The sequence below is a fragment of the Phenylobacterium soli genome (genome assembly GCF_003254475.1).
Classification (GTDB): Bacteria; Pseudomonadota; Alphaproteobacteria; order Caulobacterales; family Caulobacteraceae; genus Phenylobacterium; species Phenylobacterium soli.
Genome location: NZ_QFYQ01000001.1, coordinates 682,412 through 697,079, shown reverse-complemented (window position 1 = coordinate 697,079; position 14,668 = coordinate 682,412). Strand labels below are relative to the sequence as shown.

At 70.4% G+C, this 14,668-nt stretch carries 17 protein-coding genes; 10 read left to right on the top strand and 7 right to left on the bottom strand.

Going from position 1 to position 14,668, the window contains the following annotated elements; genetic code table 11:
• Positions 1-97: 97 nt before the first annotated feature.
• The 7 genes from leuC to DJ017_RS03525 all read left to right on the top strand — a co-directional run bounded on the left by leuC (position 98) and on the right by DJ017_RS03525 (position 5,699).
• Positions 98-1,510, top strand: coding sequence for a 3-isopropylmalate dehydratase large subunit (gene leuC / locus DJ017_RS03555; RefSeq protein ID WP_111529948.1), 1,413 nt, complete (start codon positions 98-100; stop codon positions 1,508-1,510).
• A complete protein-coding gene (locus DJ017_RS03550; RefSeq protein WP_111527419.1) occupies positions 1,507-2,370 on the top strand; it encodes a VOC family protein in 864 nt (287 codons plus the stop codon). The genes leuC and DJ017_RS03550 overlap by 4 nt, the downstream gene beginning before the upstream one ends.
• On the top strand, positions 2,370-2,981 hold the full coding sequence (leuD, locus tag DJ017_RS03545) for a 3-isopropylmalate dehydratase small subunit (RefSeq protein ID WP_111527418.1): 612 nt from the start codon (positions 2,370-2,372) through the stop codon (positions 2,979-2,981). Before DJ017_RS03550 ends, leuD begins: the two co-directional genes overlap by 1 nt.
• Positions 2,978-3,280 (top strand): putative quinol monooxygenase, encoded by a 303-nt coding sequence (locus DJ017_RS03540; RefSeq protein WP_227000000.1) that lies wholly within the window; start codon positions 2,978-2,980, stop codon positions 3,278-3,280. The genes leuD and DJ017_RS03540 overlap by 4 nt, the downstream gene beginning before the upstream one ends.
• 46 nt (positions 3,281-3,326) lie before the next feature.
• Positions 3,327-4,376: a 3-isopropylmalate dehydrogenase gene (gene leuB / locus DJ017_RS03535; protein ID WP_111527417.1), complete on the top strand. Its 1,050-nt coding sequence runs from the start codon at positions 3,327-3,329 to the stop codon at positions 4,374-4,376.
• 286 nt (positions 4,377-4,662) lie between these two features.
• Positions 4,663-5,211, top strand: coding sequence for a response regulator (locus tag DJ017_RS03530; RefSeq protein WP_165830516.1), 549 nt, complete (start codon positions 4,663-4,665; stop codon positions 5,209-5,211).
• Positions 5,208-5,699, top strand: coding sequence for a hypothetical protein (locus DJ017_RS03525; protein WP_111527415.1), 492 nt, complete (start codon positions 5,208-5,210; stop codon positions 5,697-5,699). Before DJ017_RS03530 ends, DJ017_RS03525 begins: the two co-directional genes overlap by 4 nt.
• A 9-nt stretch (positions 5,700-5,708) precedes the next feature.
• On the opposite strand, the gene DJ017_RS03520 is transcribed toward DJ017_RS03525, so the two are convergent.
• The gene (locus DJ017_RS03520) at positions 5,709-6,110 is read right to left on the bottom strand and encodes a PaaI family thioesterase (RefSeq protein ID WP_111527414.1); all 402 of its coding nucleotides are present in this window, start codon (positions 6,108-6,110) and stop codon (positions 5,709-5,711) included.
• A 184-nt stretch (positions 6,111-6,294) separates the two neighbouring features.
• Between DJ017_RS03520 and DJ017_RS03515 the strand changes: the two genes are divergently transcribed.
• The 3 genes from DJ017_RS03515 (at position 6,295) to DJ017_RS03505 (ending at position 8,757) form a co-directional block, all read left to right on the top strand.
• Positions 6,295-7,326 (top strand): aspartate-semialdehyde dehydrogenase, encoded by a 1,032-nt coding sequence (locus DJ017_RS03515; RefSeq protein ID WP_111527413.1) that lies wholly within the window; start codon positions 6,295-6,297, stop codon positions 7,324-7,326.
• 3 nt (positions 7,327-7,329) lie between these two features.
• Complete coding sequence (gene rarD, locus DJ017_RS03510) at positions 7,330-8,259, top strand: EamA family transporter RarD (protein WP_111527412.1); 930 nt, start codon at positions 7,330-7,332, stop codon at positions 8,257-8,259.
• Positions 8,260-8,379: 120 nt separating this feature from the next.
• Positions 8,380-8,757 carry a hypothetical protein gene (locus DJ017_RS03505; protein ID WP_111527411.1) on the top strand — a complete coding sequence of 126 codons (378 nt, stop codon included), beginning with the start codon at positions 8,380-8,382 and terminating at the stop codon, positions 8,755-8,757.
• Positions 8,758-8,826: 69 nt separating this feature from the next.
• Here DJ017_RS03505 and DJ017_RS03500 read toward each other — a convergent pair whose 3' ends face one another.
• From DJ017_RS03500 to DJ017_RS03475, 6 genes are all read right to left on the bottom strand, one after another.
• Positions 8,827-9,951, bottom strand: a complete 1,125-nt coding sequence (locus DJ017_RS03500) for a serine hydrolase domain-containing protein (protein ID WP_111527410.1) — start codon at positions 9,949-9,951, stop codon at positions 8,827-8,829.
• On the bottom strand, positions 9,952-10,230 hold the full coding sequence (locus tag DJ017_RS03495) for an acylphosphatase (RefSeq protein ID WP_111527409.1): 279 nt from the start codon (positions 10,228-10,230) through the stop codon (positions 9,952-9,954).
• Positions 10,230-11,060, bottom strand: a complete 831-nt coding sequence (locus DJ017_RS03490) for a PfkB family carbohydrate kinase (protein ID WP_111527408.1) — start codon at positions 11,058-11,060, stop codon at positions 10,230-10,232. The genes DJ017_RS03495 and DJ017_RS03490 overlap by 1 nt, the downstream gene beginning before the upstream one ends.
• 9 nt (positions 11,061-11,069) lie before the next feature.
• Positions 11,070-12,218, bottom strand: a complete 1,149-nt coding sequence (locus DJ017_RS03485; RefSeq protein ID WP_165830515.1) for a carbohydrate porin — start codon at positions 12,216-12,218, stop codon at positions 11,070-11,072.
• 133 nt (positions 12,219-12,351) lie between these two features.
• The gene (ahcY, locus tag DJ017_RS03480; protein ID WP_111527406.1) at positions 12,352-13,743 is read right to left on the bottom strand and encodes an adenosylhomocysteinase; all 1,392 of its coding nucleotides are present in this window, start codon (positions 13,741-13,743) and stop codon (positions 12,352-12,354) included.
• Between the two features lie 245 nt (positions 13,744-13,988).
• Positions 13,989-14,570: a flotillin family protein gene (locus DJ017_RS03475; protein ID WP_133255377.1), complete on the bottom strand. Its 582-nt coding sequence runs from the start codon at positions 14,568-14,570 to the stop codon at positions 13,989-13,991.
• Between the last annotated feature and the right edge of the window lie 98 nt (positions 14,571-14,668).

Sequence of the window (14,668 nt, the reverse complement as noted above, 5' to 3'; positions counted from 1 at the left end):
CCCGAGGTCGGTTCCGGCAAGAATTTGCTGCGCCTGCACTCAGAATGCGGCGTTGCAGCACTAGACGTGCGCGCCTTTGCGGACCTACATGCGGCCCATGCCCGGAAAGACCCTGTACGACAAGATTTGGGACGCGCACGTCGTCGACCAGCAGGACGGCGAGGCCATCCTCTACATCGACCTGCACCTGATCCACGAAGTGACCTCGCCGCAGGCCTTCGCCGGGCTTCGCGCCGCGCACCGGCCGGTGCGCCGTCCCGACCGGACGCTCGCGGTCGCCGACCACAACATCCCGACCGAGGGGCAGAGCCTGGGCGTCGCGGCGGTGGCCGACGAGGAGGCGCGCCTGCAGCTCGAGATGCTGGGCCGCAACGTCGCCGAGAACGGCATCGAGTTCTTCCCGATGGGCGACATCCGGAACGGCATCGTCCACGTGGTCGGCCCCGAGCAGGGCCGCACCCAGCCGGGCATGACGATCGTCTGCGGGGATTCCCACACCTCGACCCACGGCGCCTTCGGGGCCCTGGCGCACGGCATCGGCACCTCCGAGGTCGAGCACGTCCTGGCCACCCAGACCCTGCGCCAGAAGAAGTCGAAGAACATGCGCGTCGTCATCGACGGCGCGCCGGCGCCGGGCGTCGGCGCCAAGGACTTCGCCCTGGCGGTGATCGGCGAGATCGGCACGGCCGGCGGCACCGGCTACGTCATCGAATACGCCGGCGAGGCGGTGCGGGCGCTCTCCATGGAAGGCCGAATGACGCTCTGCAACCTGACCATCGAGGGCGGCGCGCGGGCCGGCCTGGTGGCCCCCGACGAGACGACGTTCGAGTACATCAAGGGCCGCCCCGCGGCGCCCAAGGGCGGCGCATGGGAGATGGCGCTGAACTACTGGAAGACCCTGTTCTCCGACCCCGACGCGGTGTTCGACCGCGAGATCCGCATCGACGCCGCCCAGATCGCCCCGCTGGTCACCTGGGGCACCAGCCCCGAGGACGTCGTGCCGGTGACCGGGGTGACCCCCGACCCGGACAGCTACGCCAACCCCGACAAGCGGGCCTCCGCCGAACGGGCGCTGGAGTACATGGGCCTGGCGGCCGGCCAGCCGATCTCCGAAGCCAAGATCGACGTGGTGTTCATCGGCTCGTGCACGAACAGCCGGATCGAGGACCTGCGCGCCGCGGCCCAGGTGCTCGACGGCCGCAAGGTGGCGCCGGGCGTGCGCGCCATGGCGGTGCCGGGCTCGGGCCTCGTTCGCGCCCAGGCCGAGGAAGAGGGCCTCGACGAGGTGTTCAAGGCCGCCGGCTTCGAATGGCGCGAGCCGGGTTGCTCCATGTGCCTGGCCATGAACCCCGACAAGCTGCAGCCCGGCGAGCGCTGCGCCGCCACCTCGAACCGCAACTTCGAGGGCCGACAGGGCCGCGGCGGCCGCACCCACCTGATGAGCCCGGCCATGGCGGCCGCGGCGGCGGTCGCCGGCCACATCGCCGACGTCAGGGACTATCTGAAATGATCGACGGCCTGGACCACGTCGTCGTCGCGGTCCGGGACCTCGACTCCTCGGCGGAGGGCTATCGCCAGCTGTTCGGCCGCGCGCCCGTGATCCTGACCGGCGGCGGCGCCCGACGGGCCTGGTTCCAGTTCCCCAACATGGCGCTGGAGCTGATCGCGCCCGAGCAAGGCGCCGGCGGCGAGGGCCGGGCCGGCGATCGGGCGCGCGCCTGGCTGGAGAAGGGCGAAGGCGTCTGCGCGCTCGCCTTTCATGCGCCGGAGCTGGAGGCCACGGGCAAGCTGATGGCCCGCCGCGGCCTCGGCGCCGGCGAGCCTGCCGTCTCCCATCTGAAGGACGAGCGCGGCCGCGACCATGTCCTGCGCGCCGTGCGCCTCGACCCGGCCGCCACCGGCGGCCTCGAGATGGTGCTGATCGGCCGCGGCGAGCCGATCCATCCGCCGGAGCCGCAAGGGCCCGCCCCGATCGCAGCCCTCGACCATGTGGTGGTCACCACCGCCAACCCCGACCGGGCGTTGGCCGTCTATGGCGCCAAGCTCGGCCTCGACCTGCGGCTCGACCGCGAGAACACCGGCTGGAACGCCCGCCAGATGTTCTTCAGGTGCGGCGAGGCGGTGGTCGAGATCGGCGCCCGCATCGGCGGGCCGGTCTCCGATCAGCCGGACCGCTTCGGCGGCCTCGCCTGGCGGGTGGCCGACCCGCTCGCCGCCCAGGCGCGCATCGCCGCCGCCGGCTTCGACGTCTCCGAGGTCCGCACCGGCCGCAAGCCCGGCACCCACGTCTTCACCGTCCGCAACGCCCCAGGCGGGATCCCGACGATCATGCTGAGCCACCAACCCGCCGCTTCCCACGAGTCCGCCTGATGCAAGCCTTCACCCGCCTCGACGCCAAGGCCGCGCCCCTGCCGCTGGCCAACATCGACACCGACCAGATCATCCCCAAGCAGTTCCTCAAGACCGTGGAGCGCGAGGGTCTGGCCAAGGGCCTGTTCTACGACCTGCGCTTCGACGGCGAGGGCAAGGAGCGGGCCGACTTCGTGCTGAACCGGCCGGAGTACAAGGGCGCGGGCGTGCTGGTGGCCGGCGACAACTTCGGCTGCGGCTCCTCGCGCGAGCATGCCCCCTGGGCGCTCATGGACTTCGGCATCCGCTGCGTGATCTCCACCAGCTTTGCCGACATCTTCTACAACAACTGCTTCCAGAACGGCCTTCTGCCCGTGGTGCTGAAGGCGGACGAGGTCGCCCAGCTGATGGACGAGGCCAAGGGCGGCAACCACGTGGTGACCGTCGACCTCGAGGCCCAGACCGTGACCTCGCCGTCCGGCAAGGCCTTCCGGTTCGACATCGATCCGCAGCGCAAGGAGAAGATGCTCAAGGGCCTCGACGCCATCGGCGAGACCCTTCAGTCGGCCGAGGCCATCGACGTCTACGAGATGAAGCGCGCCCTGGCGCAGCCCTGGCTGGAAGACGCGTGAGCATCATCATCGCCGGCACGGTGCGGGTGCCGCCGGAGAACCTTGCGCGCTTCAAGCCGCACATGGAGGCGATGCTGGCGGCCAGCCGGGCGGAGGACGGCTGCCTAGTCTATTCCTACGCCGAGGATGTGGCCGAGCCCGGCCTGATCCGCGTGTTCGAGGCCTGGCGCGATCAGGCGGCGATCGACGCCCACTTCCAGACGCCGCACATAGCCGCCTGGCGCGCCGCCTGGCCCCAGTTCGGGGTTTCCGACCGCCAGCTCTCGCTCTACGAAGTCGCCGCCGAGCGGCGGCTCTAGCTCCGCGCGTCACCGTCAGACCCAGTCACACCGAGGACGACCCAGTATGACCGACCTGCTTCTCCTGCCCGGCGACGGGATCGGGCCCGAGGTGATCGCCGAGGTGAAGAAGGTGGCGGCCAAGCTCTGTCCGGACCTGACGCTCGACGAGAAGCCGTTCGGCGGCTGCAGCTTCGATGCGCACGGCACGCCCCTGACCGACGACGCCCTGGCCGCGGCCAAGGCCGCCAAGGCGGTGCTGATGGGCGCGGTGGGCGGCCCACAGTGGGCCGGCGCGCCGCGCGACAAGCGCCCGGAAGCCGGGCTCCTGGCCCTGCGCGCCGGCATGGGGGTGTTCGCGAACCTCCGCCCCGCGCTCTGCTTCCAGCCATTGGCCGACGCTTCGACGCTGAAGCGGGAGGTGGTCGAGGGCCTCGACATCATGATCGTTCGCGAGCTGACCGGCGGCATCTACTTCGGCAGCCCGCGCTTCATCGAGGAGATCCCCGGCGGCAAGCGGGCGGTCGATACCCAGGTCTACACCACCGGCGAGATCGAGCGGGTCAGCCGCATCGCCTTCGAGCTCGCGCGCGGCCGCCGCAACAAAGTGACGAGCTGCGAGAAGTCCAACGTGATGGACTCGGGCCTGCTCTGGCGCGAGGTGGTCACGGAGCTGCACAAGCGCGACTACGCCGACGTGCAGCTGGAGCACATGCTGGCCGACAACGCCGCCATGCAGCTGGTCAAGAACCCGCGCCAGTTCGACGTGATCCTGACCGACAACCTGTTCGGCGACATCCTCTCCGACGAAGCCTCGCAGCTCACCGGCGGCCTCGGCCTTCTGCCGTCGGCGGCGCTCGGCGTCGCCGGGACGCCGGGCCTCTACGAGCCGATCCACGGCTCGGCGCCCGACATCGCCGGCAAGGGCGTCGCCAATCCGCTGGCCGCGATCCTGTCTTTCGAGATGGCGCTGCGCTGGTCGCTCGGCCGGGCGGAACTGGCCGACCGTCTGTTCGCCGCCGTGGTGGCGGCGCTCGACGGGGGCGCCCGGACACCGGACATCGGCGGCCGACTCACCACCGCCCAGATGGGCGATGCGGTGGTCGCACAACTCTGAGGCGCCCTGCGGCGTCCTGACGCAGCCCGCCAGCCCCAGGAAAAATACGCCGTACAGACAAGGCCTTACCCTGTTCGGTCGCTCGCCTCCCCAAAATGGGGAGCTTGGGGGTGGCAATCCGATGTTAACTGCGTTCCCCAACTCCTGGGGGTAGGCGCTCGACCTTCGCTGTTCGGTGGCGCGAGCCAAGGAACCGCGAACGTCCGGCGCTCCGGTTCAGGAGGGTCAGGCGCCCATGGCGCTGGACGTCGCTTCACGTGCTCGGTTCAACCTGGAGAGAGCGGCCGTGCTGCTCTTGGACGACACGCCGATGGGCATGTCGATCCTGGTGCAGATCGTGACCGGCCTGGGCGCCAAGCACCTCTACCGTTGCACCAGCGTCGAGGCGGCCAAGGACGTCGCCATGACCGCCGAGATCGACCTGGCGATCGTCGACGCCATGGCGCCCGAGGGCAAGGGCTACGACTTCGTCGAGTGGCTGCGCCGCGAGGCCTCCGAGCCGAACTGCTACACCCCCACCCTGATCACCACCGCCCACACCCCGGCCAGCGACATCGTCCGCGCCCGCGATTGCGGTGGGCACTTCATCATCAAGAAACCCATCGCCCCCATTGTGATGCTCGAAAGGATCATCTGGGTGGCGAAAGCCGGCCGTCCCTTCCTGTTCACCGGGACCTATGTCGGACCAGACCGGCGGTTCCGGGACGACGGCCCGCCCGACGGGATCGGCCGTCGGCGGGAGGACCAGCAAAAGGCGGCGGAGGCGGAAGCCCACGCCGTCGGCGCCCCGCCACCCGACGAAGAAGCCCCGCCGGAGCGCAGCGCCGCCTCATGACCTCGGTCCGTTTCGTCTTTCCGAAGCCCAGGCTCAACGAGCTCCTACGCTCGCCGGGCGGCCTGCCCGTGGCCGAGGCCCTCGAACGCGCCCAGGCGAACCTCGAGAGCATCAAGCCGACCTGCGCGGCCGAGCTGATGGCGCTGCTGGAGCTGTGCGAAGCCTCCTACTGGAACCTGAAGGACGACTACGACGAGCCCGCGGTGACCGAGCTCTACACCTTGGCGGTGAAGGGCATCGGCGCGGGCGAGGTGTGCGGCGTGCCCGCCGTGGACCCGGCCCTGACCAGCTTCTGCGACCTGCTGGACCACCTGCGGACGCTGAAACGCTACGACCACGACGCCGTCGGCGTGCACGTGCGGGCCTGGCGCCTGCTGATGACGTCCGACCTGCCGAAGGCGGGCGCCGACCAGATCCTCGACGGCCTGACCAAGGTCAGCGGCCGCTACGGAGCCGAGGTCAAGGCCTCGGCCGACGCCGCCGCCTAGAGGGCCGTCTCAGCCTTCCACGGTCATCTGGGTCTGGGTGACGAGCGCGAGCAGCTTGCCGTCCTCGGCGGTGATCCGTGTCTGCCAGACGCTGGAGCGGCGACCGATGTGCAACGGCGTCGTTTCGCCGATCACCCGCGACCCCACCCTCGCCGAGCCCAGGAAGTTGGTCTTGCTCTCGAGCGTGGTGGTGCGCGCCCCCGGCGGCAGGTTGAGGAAGCCGCCGATGGCGCCGAGGGAATCGGCGAACGCCATGTAGGCGCCGCCGTGCAGGATGCCGCCGGCCGTGCAGAGGTCTTCGCGCACGGTCAGACGGCCGACGATCCGGCTCTTCTCGCGCTCGAGGATCTCCACGCCCATCAGATTGGCGAAGGGCATGCCGACGTCCTGGACGATGGCGGCTTGCGGCATGAAGGGCCTCTCCTGTGATGCTCGCTCCAGCCGAGCCGCTTCCGCCCCGCCCGTCAATGACCTCCGAGGTCATGGAGGTTGCGCAAGCCCAGCTCAGCGGCCATCTCACCCCCAGGCGCGTTTGCCTTGCCTCGGAAGCCCCCGGAGAGTACGGGGTCGCTCCCCGCTGAAATGGAGAATTGCGATGGGCTACCGGGTGGCCGTCGTCGGCGCCACGGGCAATGTGGGCCGCGAGATGCTGAACATCCTCGAGGAAGTGAACTTCCCCGTGGACAAGATTCACGCGATCGCGTCGCGCAAGTCCATCGGGCAGCTGGTCTCCTTCGGCGAGCACAACATCGCCTGCGAGGACGTCGAGCAGTTCGACTTCTCGACCGTCGACCTCGTGCTGATGAGCGTCTCCGGCTCGTTCTCCAAGGAATGGTCGCCGAAGATCGGCGCCGCCGGCCCGATCGTCATCGACAATTCCTCGGCCTGGCGGATGGACCCCGACGTGCCGCTGATCGTGCCGGAGGTGAATCCGGACGACGTCGAGTGGGCCGATCGCAAGAACATCATCGCCAACCCGAACTGCTCGACCGCCCAGCTCGTCGTGGCCCTGAAGCCGCTGCACGACCGGGCGAAGATCAAGCGCGTGGTGGTGGCGACCTACCAGTCGGTCTCCGGGGCCGGCAAGGAAGGCATGGACGAGCTGTGGGACCAGACCAAGGGCGTCTTCGTCCTCGGCCCGTCCGAGCCCAAGAAGTTCCCCAAGCAGATCGCCTTCAACGTCATCCCCTTCATCGGCTCGTTCCGCGACGACGGCTACACCGACGAGGAAGCCAAGATGTGGGACGAGACGCACAAGATGATCGATCCCGACATCAAGCTCACCGTCACCTGCGTGCGCGTGCCGGTGATGGTCGGCCACTCCGAGGCGGTGAACATCGAGTTCGAAAGCCCGCTCGACGAGGACGAGGCCCGCGAGATCCTGCGCGAGGCGCCGGGCCTGGTGGTGATCGATAAGCACGAGCCCACCGGCTACATCACGCCCAAGGAAGCCCAGGGCGAGTTCCCGGTGTTCGTCTCGCGCATCCGCAACGACCCGACGGTCGAGCACGGCCTGTCCCTCTGGGTGGTGGCGGACAACCTGCGCAAGGGCGCGGCGCTCAACGCGGTGCAGATCGCCGAGCTTCTCCACCAGCGCGGCCTCATCCGCCAAGCCGCGCTCGCCTAGGCCATGACGAACTCGTCGGCGTCCGGCGACTCCCGCCTGGCGCTGTCGGCGGGGATCGGCTGCTACCTCATCTGGGGCTTCGTGCCGCTGGTCTTCCAGACCATCGGCCACATGGGCGTGGGCCCGTGGGAGATCCTCTGCCATCGGGTGCTGTGGAGCCTGCCCACGGCGGGACTGCTGGTGGCGCTGGCCGGCCAGGGCCGCCACCTCGTCGAGGCGCTGAGGGCGCCGCGCGTCTTCGCCTGGCTGGCGCTCTCCTCGCTGCTGATCGCCACCAACTGGGTGATCTACATCGGGGCGGTGAACACCGGCCACGTGCTGGAGGCGAGCCTCGGCTACTACATCACCCCGCTGGTCAACATGGCCGCCGGCGCCCTGCTCTTCCGCGAGCGCATCGACCGGCTGGGCTACGCCTCCATGGCCCTCGCGGCAGTCGGCGTGGCGATCCAGGCGGTGGCCATGGGCGGCCTGCCGGTGATCTCCCTGGTGCTGGCGTTCAGCTTCGGCGGCTATGGCATCGTGCGAAAGCGGGTGGCGGCCGACGCCCAGACCGGCTTCTTCGTGGAGTGCCTGGTGGTCGGCCTGCCGGCCCTCGCCTACGTCGTCTGGCTGCAGCGCAGCGGCGCGGGGCACTTCGGCCACGGGGCGGCGGTGTCGGCGTGGCTGGTGGCGGCCGGACCGATCACCGCCATTCCCCTGGTCCTGTTCGCCTGGGCCGCGCGACGGATCCCGCTCTCGGCCATGGGCTTCCTGCAGTTCCTCTCCCCGACCATCGGCTTCTTCATCGGCCTGGCGGAAGGCGAGGCCTTCACCCCGCTCCGGGCGCTGTCCTTCGTCTTCATCTGGGGCGGGGCGGCGGTCTTCCTGTGGGGCGCCTGGCGCCGGGCGCGCTCGGTGCGGATCGCGGTCGCGGAGGCCACGCCGGCCGAATGATCGGTATGAAACAAGCGCTGCCCTAGCCCGAAAGAAGCCGCACTGGCGTCAATCCCAGGCCCCAAAGCGCCACAACGGTGGCCGGGGTCGGGGACACGACAGACCCACAGGGAGTTCTCCATGCGGCTTCTACCGATCCTCAGCGCCCTGGCGCTGGCCGTGCCTGCCATCGCTGCGGCCCAGGCCCCCGCTCCGGCCACGGGCGGCGCGTCCTCAACCACCCCGCCGGCCGCCGACGCCGCGGCCGGCGCGCCGGCCGCCTCGGCCGGGACGACGGCCAGCGTCGCCAGCGGCATGTCGGTGAAGGACAAGACCGGCGCCTCCATCGGCCAGGTGACGGAGGTCAAGGCCGACGCCAGCGGCAAGCAGGTGGCCACGATCAAGATGGGCGCCGACACCTTCGCCGTCGACACCTCCGCCCTCGCGGTCGACAACGGCGCGGCGACGATCAACGCCACCCAGGCCGAACTGAAGTCGATGCTGCCGAAGAAGAAGTAAGCGCGCTTTCCCCTTCAAGGGGCGCACACCCGGGCACGCGCGGATCCGCCGGCCCGGGTGTGTCTGTTTCTAGAGGCTGGCGTAGACCGCCTCGATCAGCCGGCGCGGCCGGTCGTCGCCCAGAAGCTGGGTCGACTGCTTGTTCATCACATAGGCGCCGCCGAGCTTGCGCTGCGGGTCGGCGAAGGCGCAGGAGCCGCCCCAGCCGGAGTGGCCGAAGGTCTCATCGCCCGGGCCCCAGGGATGGACGGCGGCGTTGCGCATGAAGCCGGCGGCCCAGCTCATCTCGAACGGCAGGACGAGGTCCTGGCCGCGGATCCGCTCGCGCGAAGCCTCGGCGATCAGGGCGGGCGACAGGATGGTCTCGCCCTCCAGCCAGCCGTCGTCGGCGAGCGCGCCCATCAGCCGAGCGAGCGCCTCGGCGGTGGCGTGGCCGTTGGCGGAGGGGATCTCCATGCGCCGCCACTCGGCCTGGCCGCGCCCCGCGGGCGAGGACCATGGCGTCAGGAAGGCGGCGCGGGTGGCGGGATTGAGCTGGCCGAAGGCGGGCAGGGCGCTGGGCCGCTGGAGCTCGGCGACGCGGTCGAACTCGGCGTCCGGCAGGCCGATCCAGAGATCGAGCCCGAACGGCTCGGCGAGGTCCTCGCGCAGGGCCACGCCCATCGTCCGGCCCTCGACGCGGCGGAAGATCTCGCCGGCGATGTAGCCGAAGGTGATCGGGTGATAGCCGCTCGCCGTGCCCGGCGGCCAGAGCGGCGTCATGGCGGCCAGGCGGGCGCAGATCAGGTCCCAGTCGAACCAGTCGGCCGGGTCCATCCTGTCAGGAAAGCCCGAGAGGCCCTCCTGGTGAGACATCGCCTGCTCGACGGTGATCGCGCCCTTTCCGGCTTGCGCGAACTCCGGCCAGACCGAGGCGATGGTCTGGTCGTAGGCGAGCTTTCCCTGGTCGACCAGGCGGGCGATCAGCAAGGCGGCGATGGCCTTGGTGGTCGAGAACACCGGCGTCAGGGTGCGCTGGTCGAAGGCGATGGTCCGCGCCCGGTCGGCGTGGCCGGCCCACAGGTCGACCACCGTCTCGCCGGCCTCCACAAGGGTGAAGCGGCAGCCGAGTTCCTCGCCGGCCGCGAAGTTGGCCGCGAAGGCGTCTTTGACACCGCCGAAGCGTGGGTCGGCGGAGCCCTCGATCTCGACCATCTAGAGCGTCGCCCTTTCCTCGAAGCCGTCGTGGCCTTCGTCCTGCGCCGCATGGCGGCGGATCGCACGCACCTCGGCGGCGGCCGGCCCGGTGGCGCAGGCCGCGACAAGAGCCTCGACGGCCTCAGGCGCGCCGACCACCAGCGCCTCGACCGAGCCATCGGCGCGGTTGCGGACCCATCCGGCAAGACCCAGCGCACGGGCCTGGCGCACCGTCCACCAACGGTAGCCGACGCCCTGGACGCGACCCTCGATCTCCAGCCGGACGGCGATGCGCATCAGAGCCGTTCAACCCGCACCGCGGCGGTGGGGTTCACCAGCCGGTCGGCGATCGCCACCAGCGGCAGGTCGGCCGAGCGCCGGGCGCGGGAGGCCGCGACCGCCTCGGCGGCGGCGCGGGCGGCCCGCTCGGCGGCGGCGGCCGGCGCCTCGCCGGCGAGGAGGGCCGCGCCGAAACAGGCGGTGACGAGATCGCCCGTGCCGTTCGGCGCCTGGTCGAGCCTGGGATGGGCGATCAGGACCGCCTGCGCCGCGTCGACCAGCAGGATGCCGATCTCGCCGTCGCGGGCAGGGACCGAGGTGATCAGGGCGGGGCGGCCGAGCCCGCGCGTCACGGCGACGGCGTCCTCGGCGCCCACGACCTCGGTTCCGGCCAGCCGGCCGAGCTCCCAGAGGTTCGGCGTGATCCAGTCGGCGAGCGGGACGAGGCGGTCGGCGACGGCCTCGGCCACCTCCGGCTTGACATAGAGGCCCTTAGGCGCGTCGCCCATGATCGGATCGACGATGAGCATCGGCCGCCGCTCGGCGCCGAGCCGCACCCGCTCCAGAAGGTTGGCGGCGATCTCCACCTGGGCGGCGGAGGAGAAATGGCCGGTGATGACGAGGTCGAGCATGCCGAACATGGCGTCGGCCTCGATGTCGGCGAGCATCCGGCGCAGCACCGCCGGCGAGGTCACCTCGCCCGCCGCCCCCGTGGCCGGGCTGCGGCCGAACATGACCGTGGGCGCCAGCACCGGATCGATGCGGTGGGCGGCCAGCACATACTGCTGGGCCGCGCCGCCGATCCGGCTGGCCGCCACGAAGGACGAGAGGATGAGCGCCACCGGCATAGCTTATTCCTAGCGCGTCGGGCCGGGCGCGTCAGCGGGCGCCCCGAAGGTGCGGTCGAGGCCGAAGCTGAGGCGCAGGCCCACGGCCAGGGCGTCCGGCAGGCCCGCGCGCGAGGCCGGATGGCGGACGTACTGCAGGTCCGGCTGCACGGCCAAGGCGTGGCTGAGCTGGTAGCGATAGGTGAGTTCGACGGTGGTCTCGGCCGCCGGCAGGCCCGCCGCCCGCCGCGCCGGTCCGCCCAGGCCCGCCCGCCCGACGGCGAGGCCGATGGCGTCGTCGGGCCGGCTGGCGAACGGGGCCTCGCGGGTGAGCCCGCCGCCCAGGTAGTCCGACACCGTCGCGACGCCGCGGTCGGTGAGGCCGGCGCGCAGCCACCCCTTCACATGCTCCACCGGCAGCGGCCCCTCGACGAAGGCATAGGTCCCGGCCCAGCCATGCTGGCGCAGGTCCGGCCGGTCGAGGCGGTCGAAGCTGGCGGTGTAGCGCCAGGCGCCGAGCGCGACGCGCGCATCCTCGCCGAGGCTCCAGTTGGCCTGGCCGATCAGCAGGGCGCCGTCCCGGGCCGATAGGCGCGCAGCAGCGAAGGCCTTGGGGTGGGCGAGGTCGCCGGGCGTGCCGCCGAACGCCGCCGCGGCGAGCGACAGGCGCTTCGAGGGCCGCCATCGCGCCTGGGCGCCCGGCGCGCTCACCGGGAAGATCGACGGGCCGTCGAGCCCGCTCTTGGACAGGTCCGGCCCGATGCCGTGCGAGCTGTTGAGGAACAGGCCGGCCGCGCCGATCGAGTCGAACTCGGCGTTGAGGTCGATCAGGCCCGCCTTCAGGTCGCCGCGCCCGAACCGGCGGGCGACCCAGGCCTCCATCAGCCGGTCGGTGCTGAGGGCTTCGATGTTGCTGGCGGTCTGGACGTCGCCGATGCGGCCGCCGCTGAGGCGCTCGCCGTTGGCGCGGAAATACTGCAGGCGCGCAGTCCAGCCCGGCAGGCCGAGGTGCGTCCCGTTGAAGTCGGCGACGAGCTGGAGCTTGTTGAGCTGAGTGTCGCCCACCTGCAGACCGCCGCGGGTGTTGCGCCAGAGGTCGAGGGTTTCGCGCAGGTGGAGGGCGAGGGGCGCAGGCGGCGGATCGTCGTCGTCGGCCCAGGCGGGCGCGGCCAGCAGCACGGCGGCGCAAAAGGCGGCGATTCCCGTCAGCCGACGGGCGCGAGGAGCTGGGGGCCGAGGACGGGCGTGGCGCATCGCCGGGCTCCGCGCAGGAGGCGCGCCGCCGGACCGATCGGCCCGGCGGCGGCTGGTCTCAGTAGCGGTAGTGGTCGGGCTTGAACGGGCCCTGGGGCGTGACGCCGATGTAGTCCGCCTGGTCCTTCGAGAGCTTGGTCAGCTTGGCGCCCAGCTTCTCGAGGTGGAGCATGGCCACCTTCTCGTCGAGGTGCTTGGGCAGGGTGTAGACCTTGGTCTCGTACTTCTTGCCGTGCTGCCACAGCTCGATCTGGGCGAGCGTCTGGTTGGTGAAGGAGGCGCTCATCACGAAGCTCGGGTGGCCCGTGGCGTTGCCGAGGTTCACCAGACGGCCTTCGGAAAGGACGATGATCTTCTTGCCGTCCGGGAATTCCACGTGGTGGACCTGCGGCTTGATCTCGTCCCACTTGAAGTTGCGCAGGCCGGCGATCTGGATCTCGGAATCGAAGTGGCCGATGTTCGCGACGATGGCGTTGTTCTTCATCTTCCGCATGTGGTCGACGGTGAGCACGTCCTTGTTGCCCGTCGCGGTGATGAAGATGTCGGCCTTGTCGGCGACGTCGTCGACGGTGACCACCTCATAGCCTTCCATCGCCGCCTGCAGGGCGCAGATCGGGTCCACTTCGGTGACCATGACGCGGGCGCCGCCGTTGCGCAGCGAGGCGGCCGAGCCCTTGCCGACGTCGCCGTAGCCGAGGACCACGGCGGTCTTGCCGGCCAGCATCACGTCGGTGCCGCGGCGGATGGCGTCCACCAAGCTCTCGCGGCAGCCGTAGAGGTTGTCGAACTTCGACTTGGTGACGCTGTCGTTGACGTTGATGGCGGGGAACGGCAGCTCGCCGCGCTCGGCCATCTGGTACAGGCGGTGGACGCCCGTGGTGGTCTCTTCCGAGACGCCCTTCACGCTGTCGCGGATCGCCGAATAGAAGCCCGGCTTTTCCTTCAGGTAGCGCTTCATCACGGCGAAGAGGGCTTCCTCTTCCTCGTTCTGCGGCTTGTCGAGGACCGAGGGATCCTTCTCCGCCTTCGGGCCGAGGACGCAGAGCAGGGTGGCGTCGCCGCCGTCGTCGAGGATCAGGTTCGGGTAGCCGCCGTCGTGCCACTCGAAGATCTTGTGGGCGTACTCCCAGTACTCGACCAGGGTCTCGCCCTTCACGGCGAACACCGGCGTGCCCTTCACGGCGATGGCCGCGGCGGCGTGGTCCTGGGTGGAGAAGATGTTGCACGAGGCCCAGCGGACCTCCGCGCCGAGGGCCTGCAGGGTCTCGATCAGCACCGCCGTCTGGATGGTCATGTGCAGGGAGCCGGCCACGCGGGCGCCCTTCAGCGGCTGGTCCTTGCCGAACTCGGCGCGCACGGCCATCAGGCCCGGCATCTCGGTCTCGGCGATCTCGATTTCCTTACGGCCCCAGTCGGCGAGCGCGATGTCTCTGACGATGTAGTCGGGCATGGGATGTCCTTGGGGCGATTTGGGAGGGGCGGTTTTCCGTGCCGGCTCCTATAGCGGCGCGTCCGCAAGGTCGCAACAAGGATATAAAGAAAGCTTTATGTCTCTGCCGTGGCGCGGTGGGGCCGTTTCCTGGAGCCGCCAAGGCACGAAACCCACGAACGGGCTGGGCGCGCGGATTTGCGGCGCGGACCGATCGGCTGCGCGGGGTTCGTGGGTTTCGTAGTGCTGGGCGCCTTCGGCTCGGGTCAGCCGGGGTCTTCCTTCTCCCCTTGCGGGAGAAGGGGGGCGGCGTCGAAGGCGTCGCGGTCTTGAGCGGCGGTGGAAGGGATCATCGACCCCTCATCCGTCGGGCTTCGCCCGCCACCTTCTCCCGCAGGGGGAGAAGGCAGGCCCAGGTCCATGCAGAGCCTGGCGATCTCGGCTTCGGGGGACAGGTCCAGGAAGTCGTCTTCGAGGGCGTCGGCGTCGAGGAGGTCCTCGAGGATGCTTTCGCGCCTGTCGGCGTCCTCGCCTTCGTACTCGGTCCAGATGAGCTGTTCGACCCGGGCTTTGATGCGGGTCTTGCGCAGGTCGACCTGGCGCTCACGGTCGGCGCGCACCGCCGCCTGGTCCTCGCGGACCGCGCGCTTGGCCTCGCGTTCGAGGCGCAGCTTGAGGGCCGCGGTCTGACGGACGGAGCGGGAGATGCGGTGGAAGGCGGCAGCGAGCTTGGCGCGGGTCTCCGGCTGCTCGGCCTCCATGGCGTCCTGCTGGATGCGCTCGGCCAATTCCATCCCGAGACGGAAGAGACGGCTCAGGCCAGCCTGGAGATCGACGTCGGTCGCCATGAACAAAAGTAGAACATGAAAATCCCGGAAAGGCAAATCCAATCTGCAGATGCTCCCCCCGAGGGGGAGCTGTCCCGGAGGGACTGAGGGGGTTGAGG

What these genes read in the sequence shown, in the direction of transcription:
- leuC (WP_111529948.1), top strand. Translation starts at nt 98, where the DNA reads ATGCCCGGAAAGACCCTGTACGACAAGATTTGGGACGCGCACGTCGTC.
- DJ017_RS03550 (WP_111527419.1), top strand. Translation starts at nt 1,507, where the DNA reads ATGATCGACGGCCTGGACCACGTCGTCGTCGCGGTCCGGGACCTCGAC.
- leuD (WP_111527418.1), top strand. Translation starts at nt 2,370, where the DNA reads ATGCAAGCCTTCACCCGCCTCGACGCCAAGGCCGCGCCCCTGCCGCTG.
- leuB (WP_111527417.1), top strand. Translation starts at nt 3,327, where the DNA reads ATGACCGACCTGCTTCTCCTGCCCGGCGACGGGATCGGGCCCGAGGTG.
- DJ017_RS03525 (WP_111527415.1), top strand. Translation starts at nt 5,208, where the DNA reads ATGACCTCGGTCCGTTTCGTCTTTCCGAAGCCCAGGCTCAACGAGCTC.
- DJ017_RS03520 (WP_111527414.1), bottom strand. Translation starts at nt 6,110, where the DNA reads ATGCCGCAAGCCGCCATCGTCCAGGACGTCGGCATGCCCTTCGCCAAT.
- DJ017_RS03515 (WP_111527413.1), top strand. Translation starts at nt 6,295, where the DNA reads ATGGGCTACCGGGTGGCCGTCGTCGGCGCCACGGGCAATGTGGGCCGC.
- rarD (WP_111527412.1), top strand. Translation starts at nt 7,330, where the DNA reads ATGACGAACTCGTCGGCGTCCGGCGACTCCCGCCTGGCGCTGTCGGCG.
- DJ017_RS03505 (WP_111527411.1), top strand. Translation starts at nt 8,380, where the DNA reads ATGCGGCTTCTACCGATCCTCAGCGCCCTGGCGCTGGCCGTGCCTGCC.
- DJ017_RS03500 (WP_111527410.1), bottom strand. Translation starts at nt 9,951, where the DNA reads ATGGTCGAGATCGAGGGCTCCGCCGACCCACGCTTCGGCGGTGTCAAA.
- DJ017_RS03495 (WP_111527409.1), bottom strand. Translation starts at nt 10,230, where the DNA reads ATGCGCATCGCCGTCCGGCTGGAGATCGAGGGTCGCGTCCAGGGCGTC.
- DJ017_RS03490 (WP_111527408.1), bottom strand. Translation starts at nt 11,060, where the DNA reads ATGCCGGTGGCGCTCATCCTCTCGTCCTTCGTGGCGGCCAGCCGGATC.
- ahcY (WP_111527406.1), bottom strand. Translation starts at nt 13,743, where the DNA reads ATGCCCGACTACATCGTCAGAGACATCGCGCTCGCCGACTGGGGCCGT.
- DJ017_RS03475 (WP_133255377.1), bottom strand. Translation starts at nt 14,570, where the DNA reads ATGGCGACCGACGTCGATCTCCAGGCTGGCCTGAGCCGTCTCTTCCGT.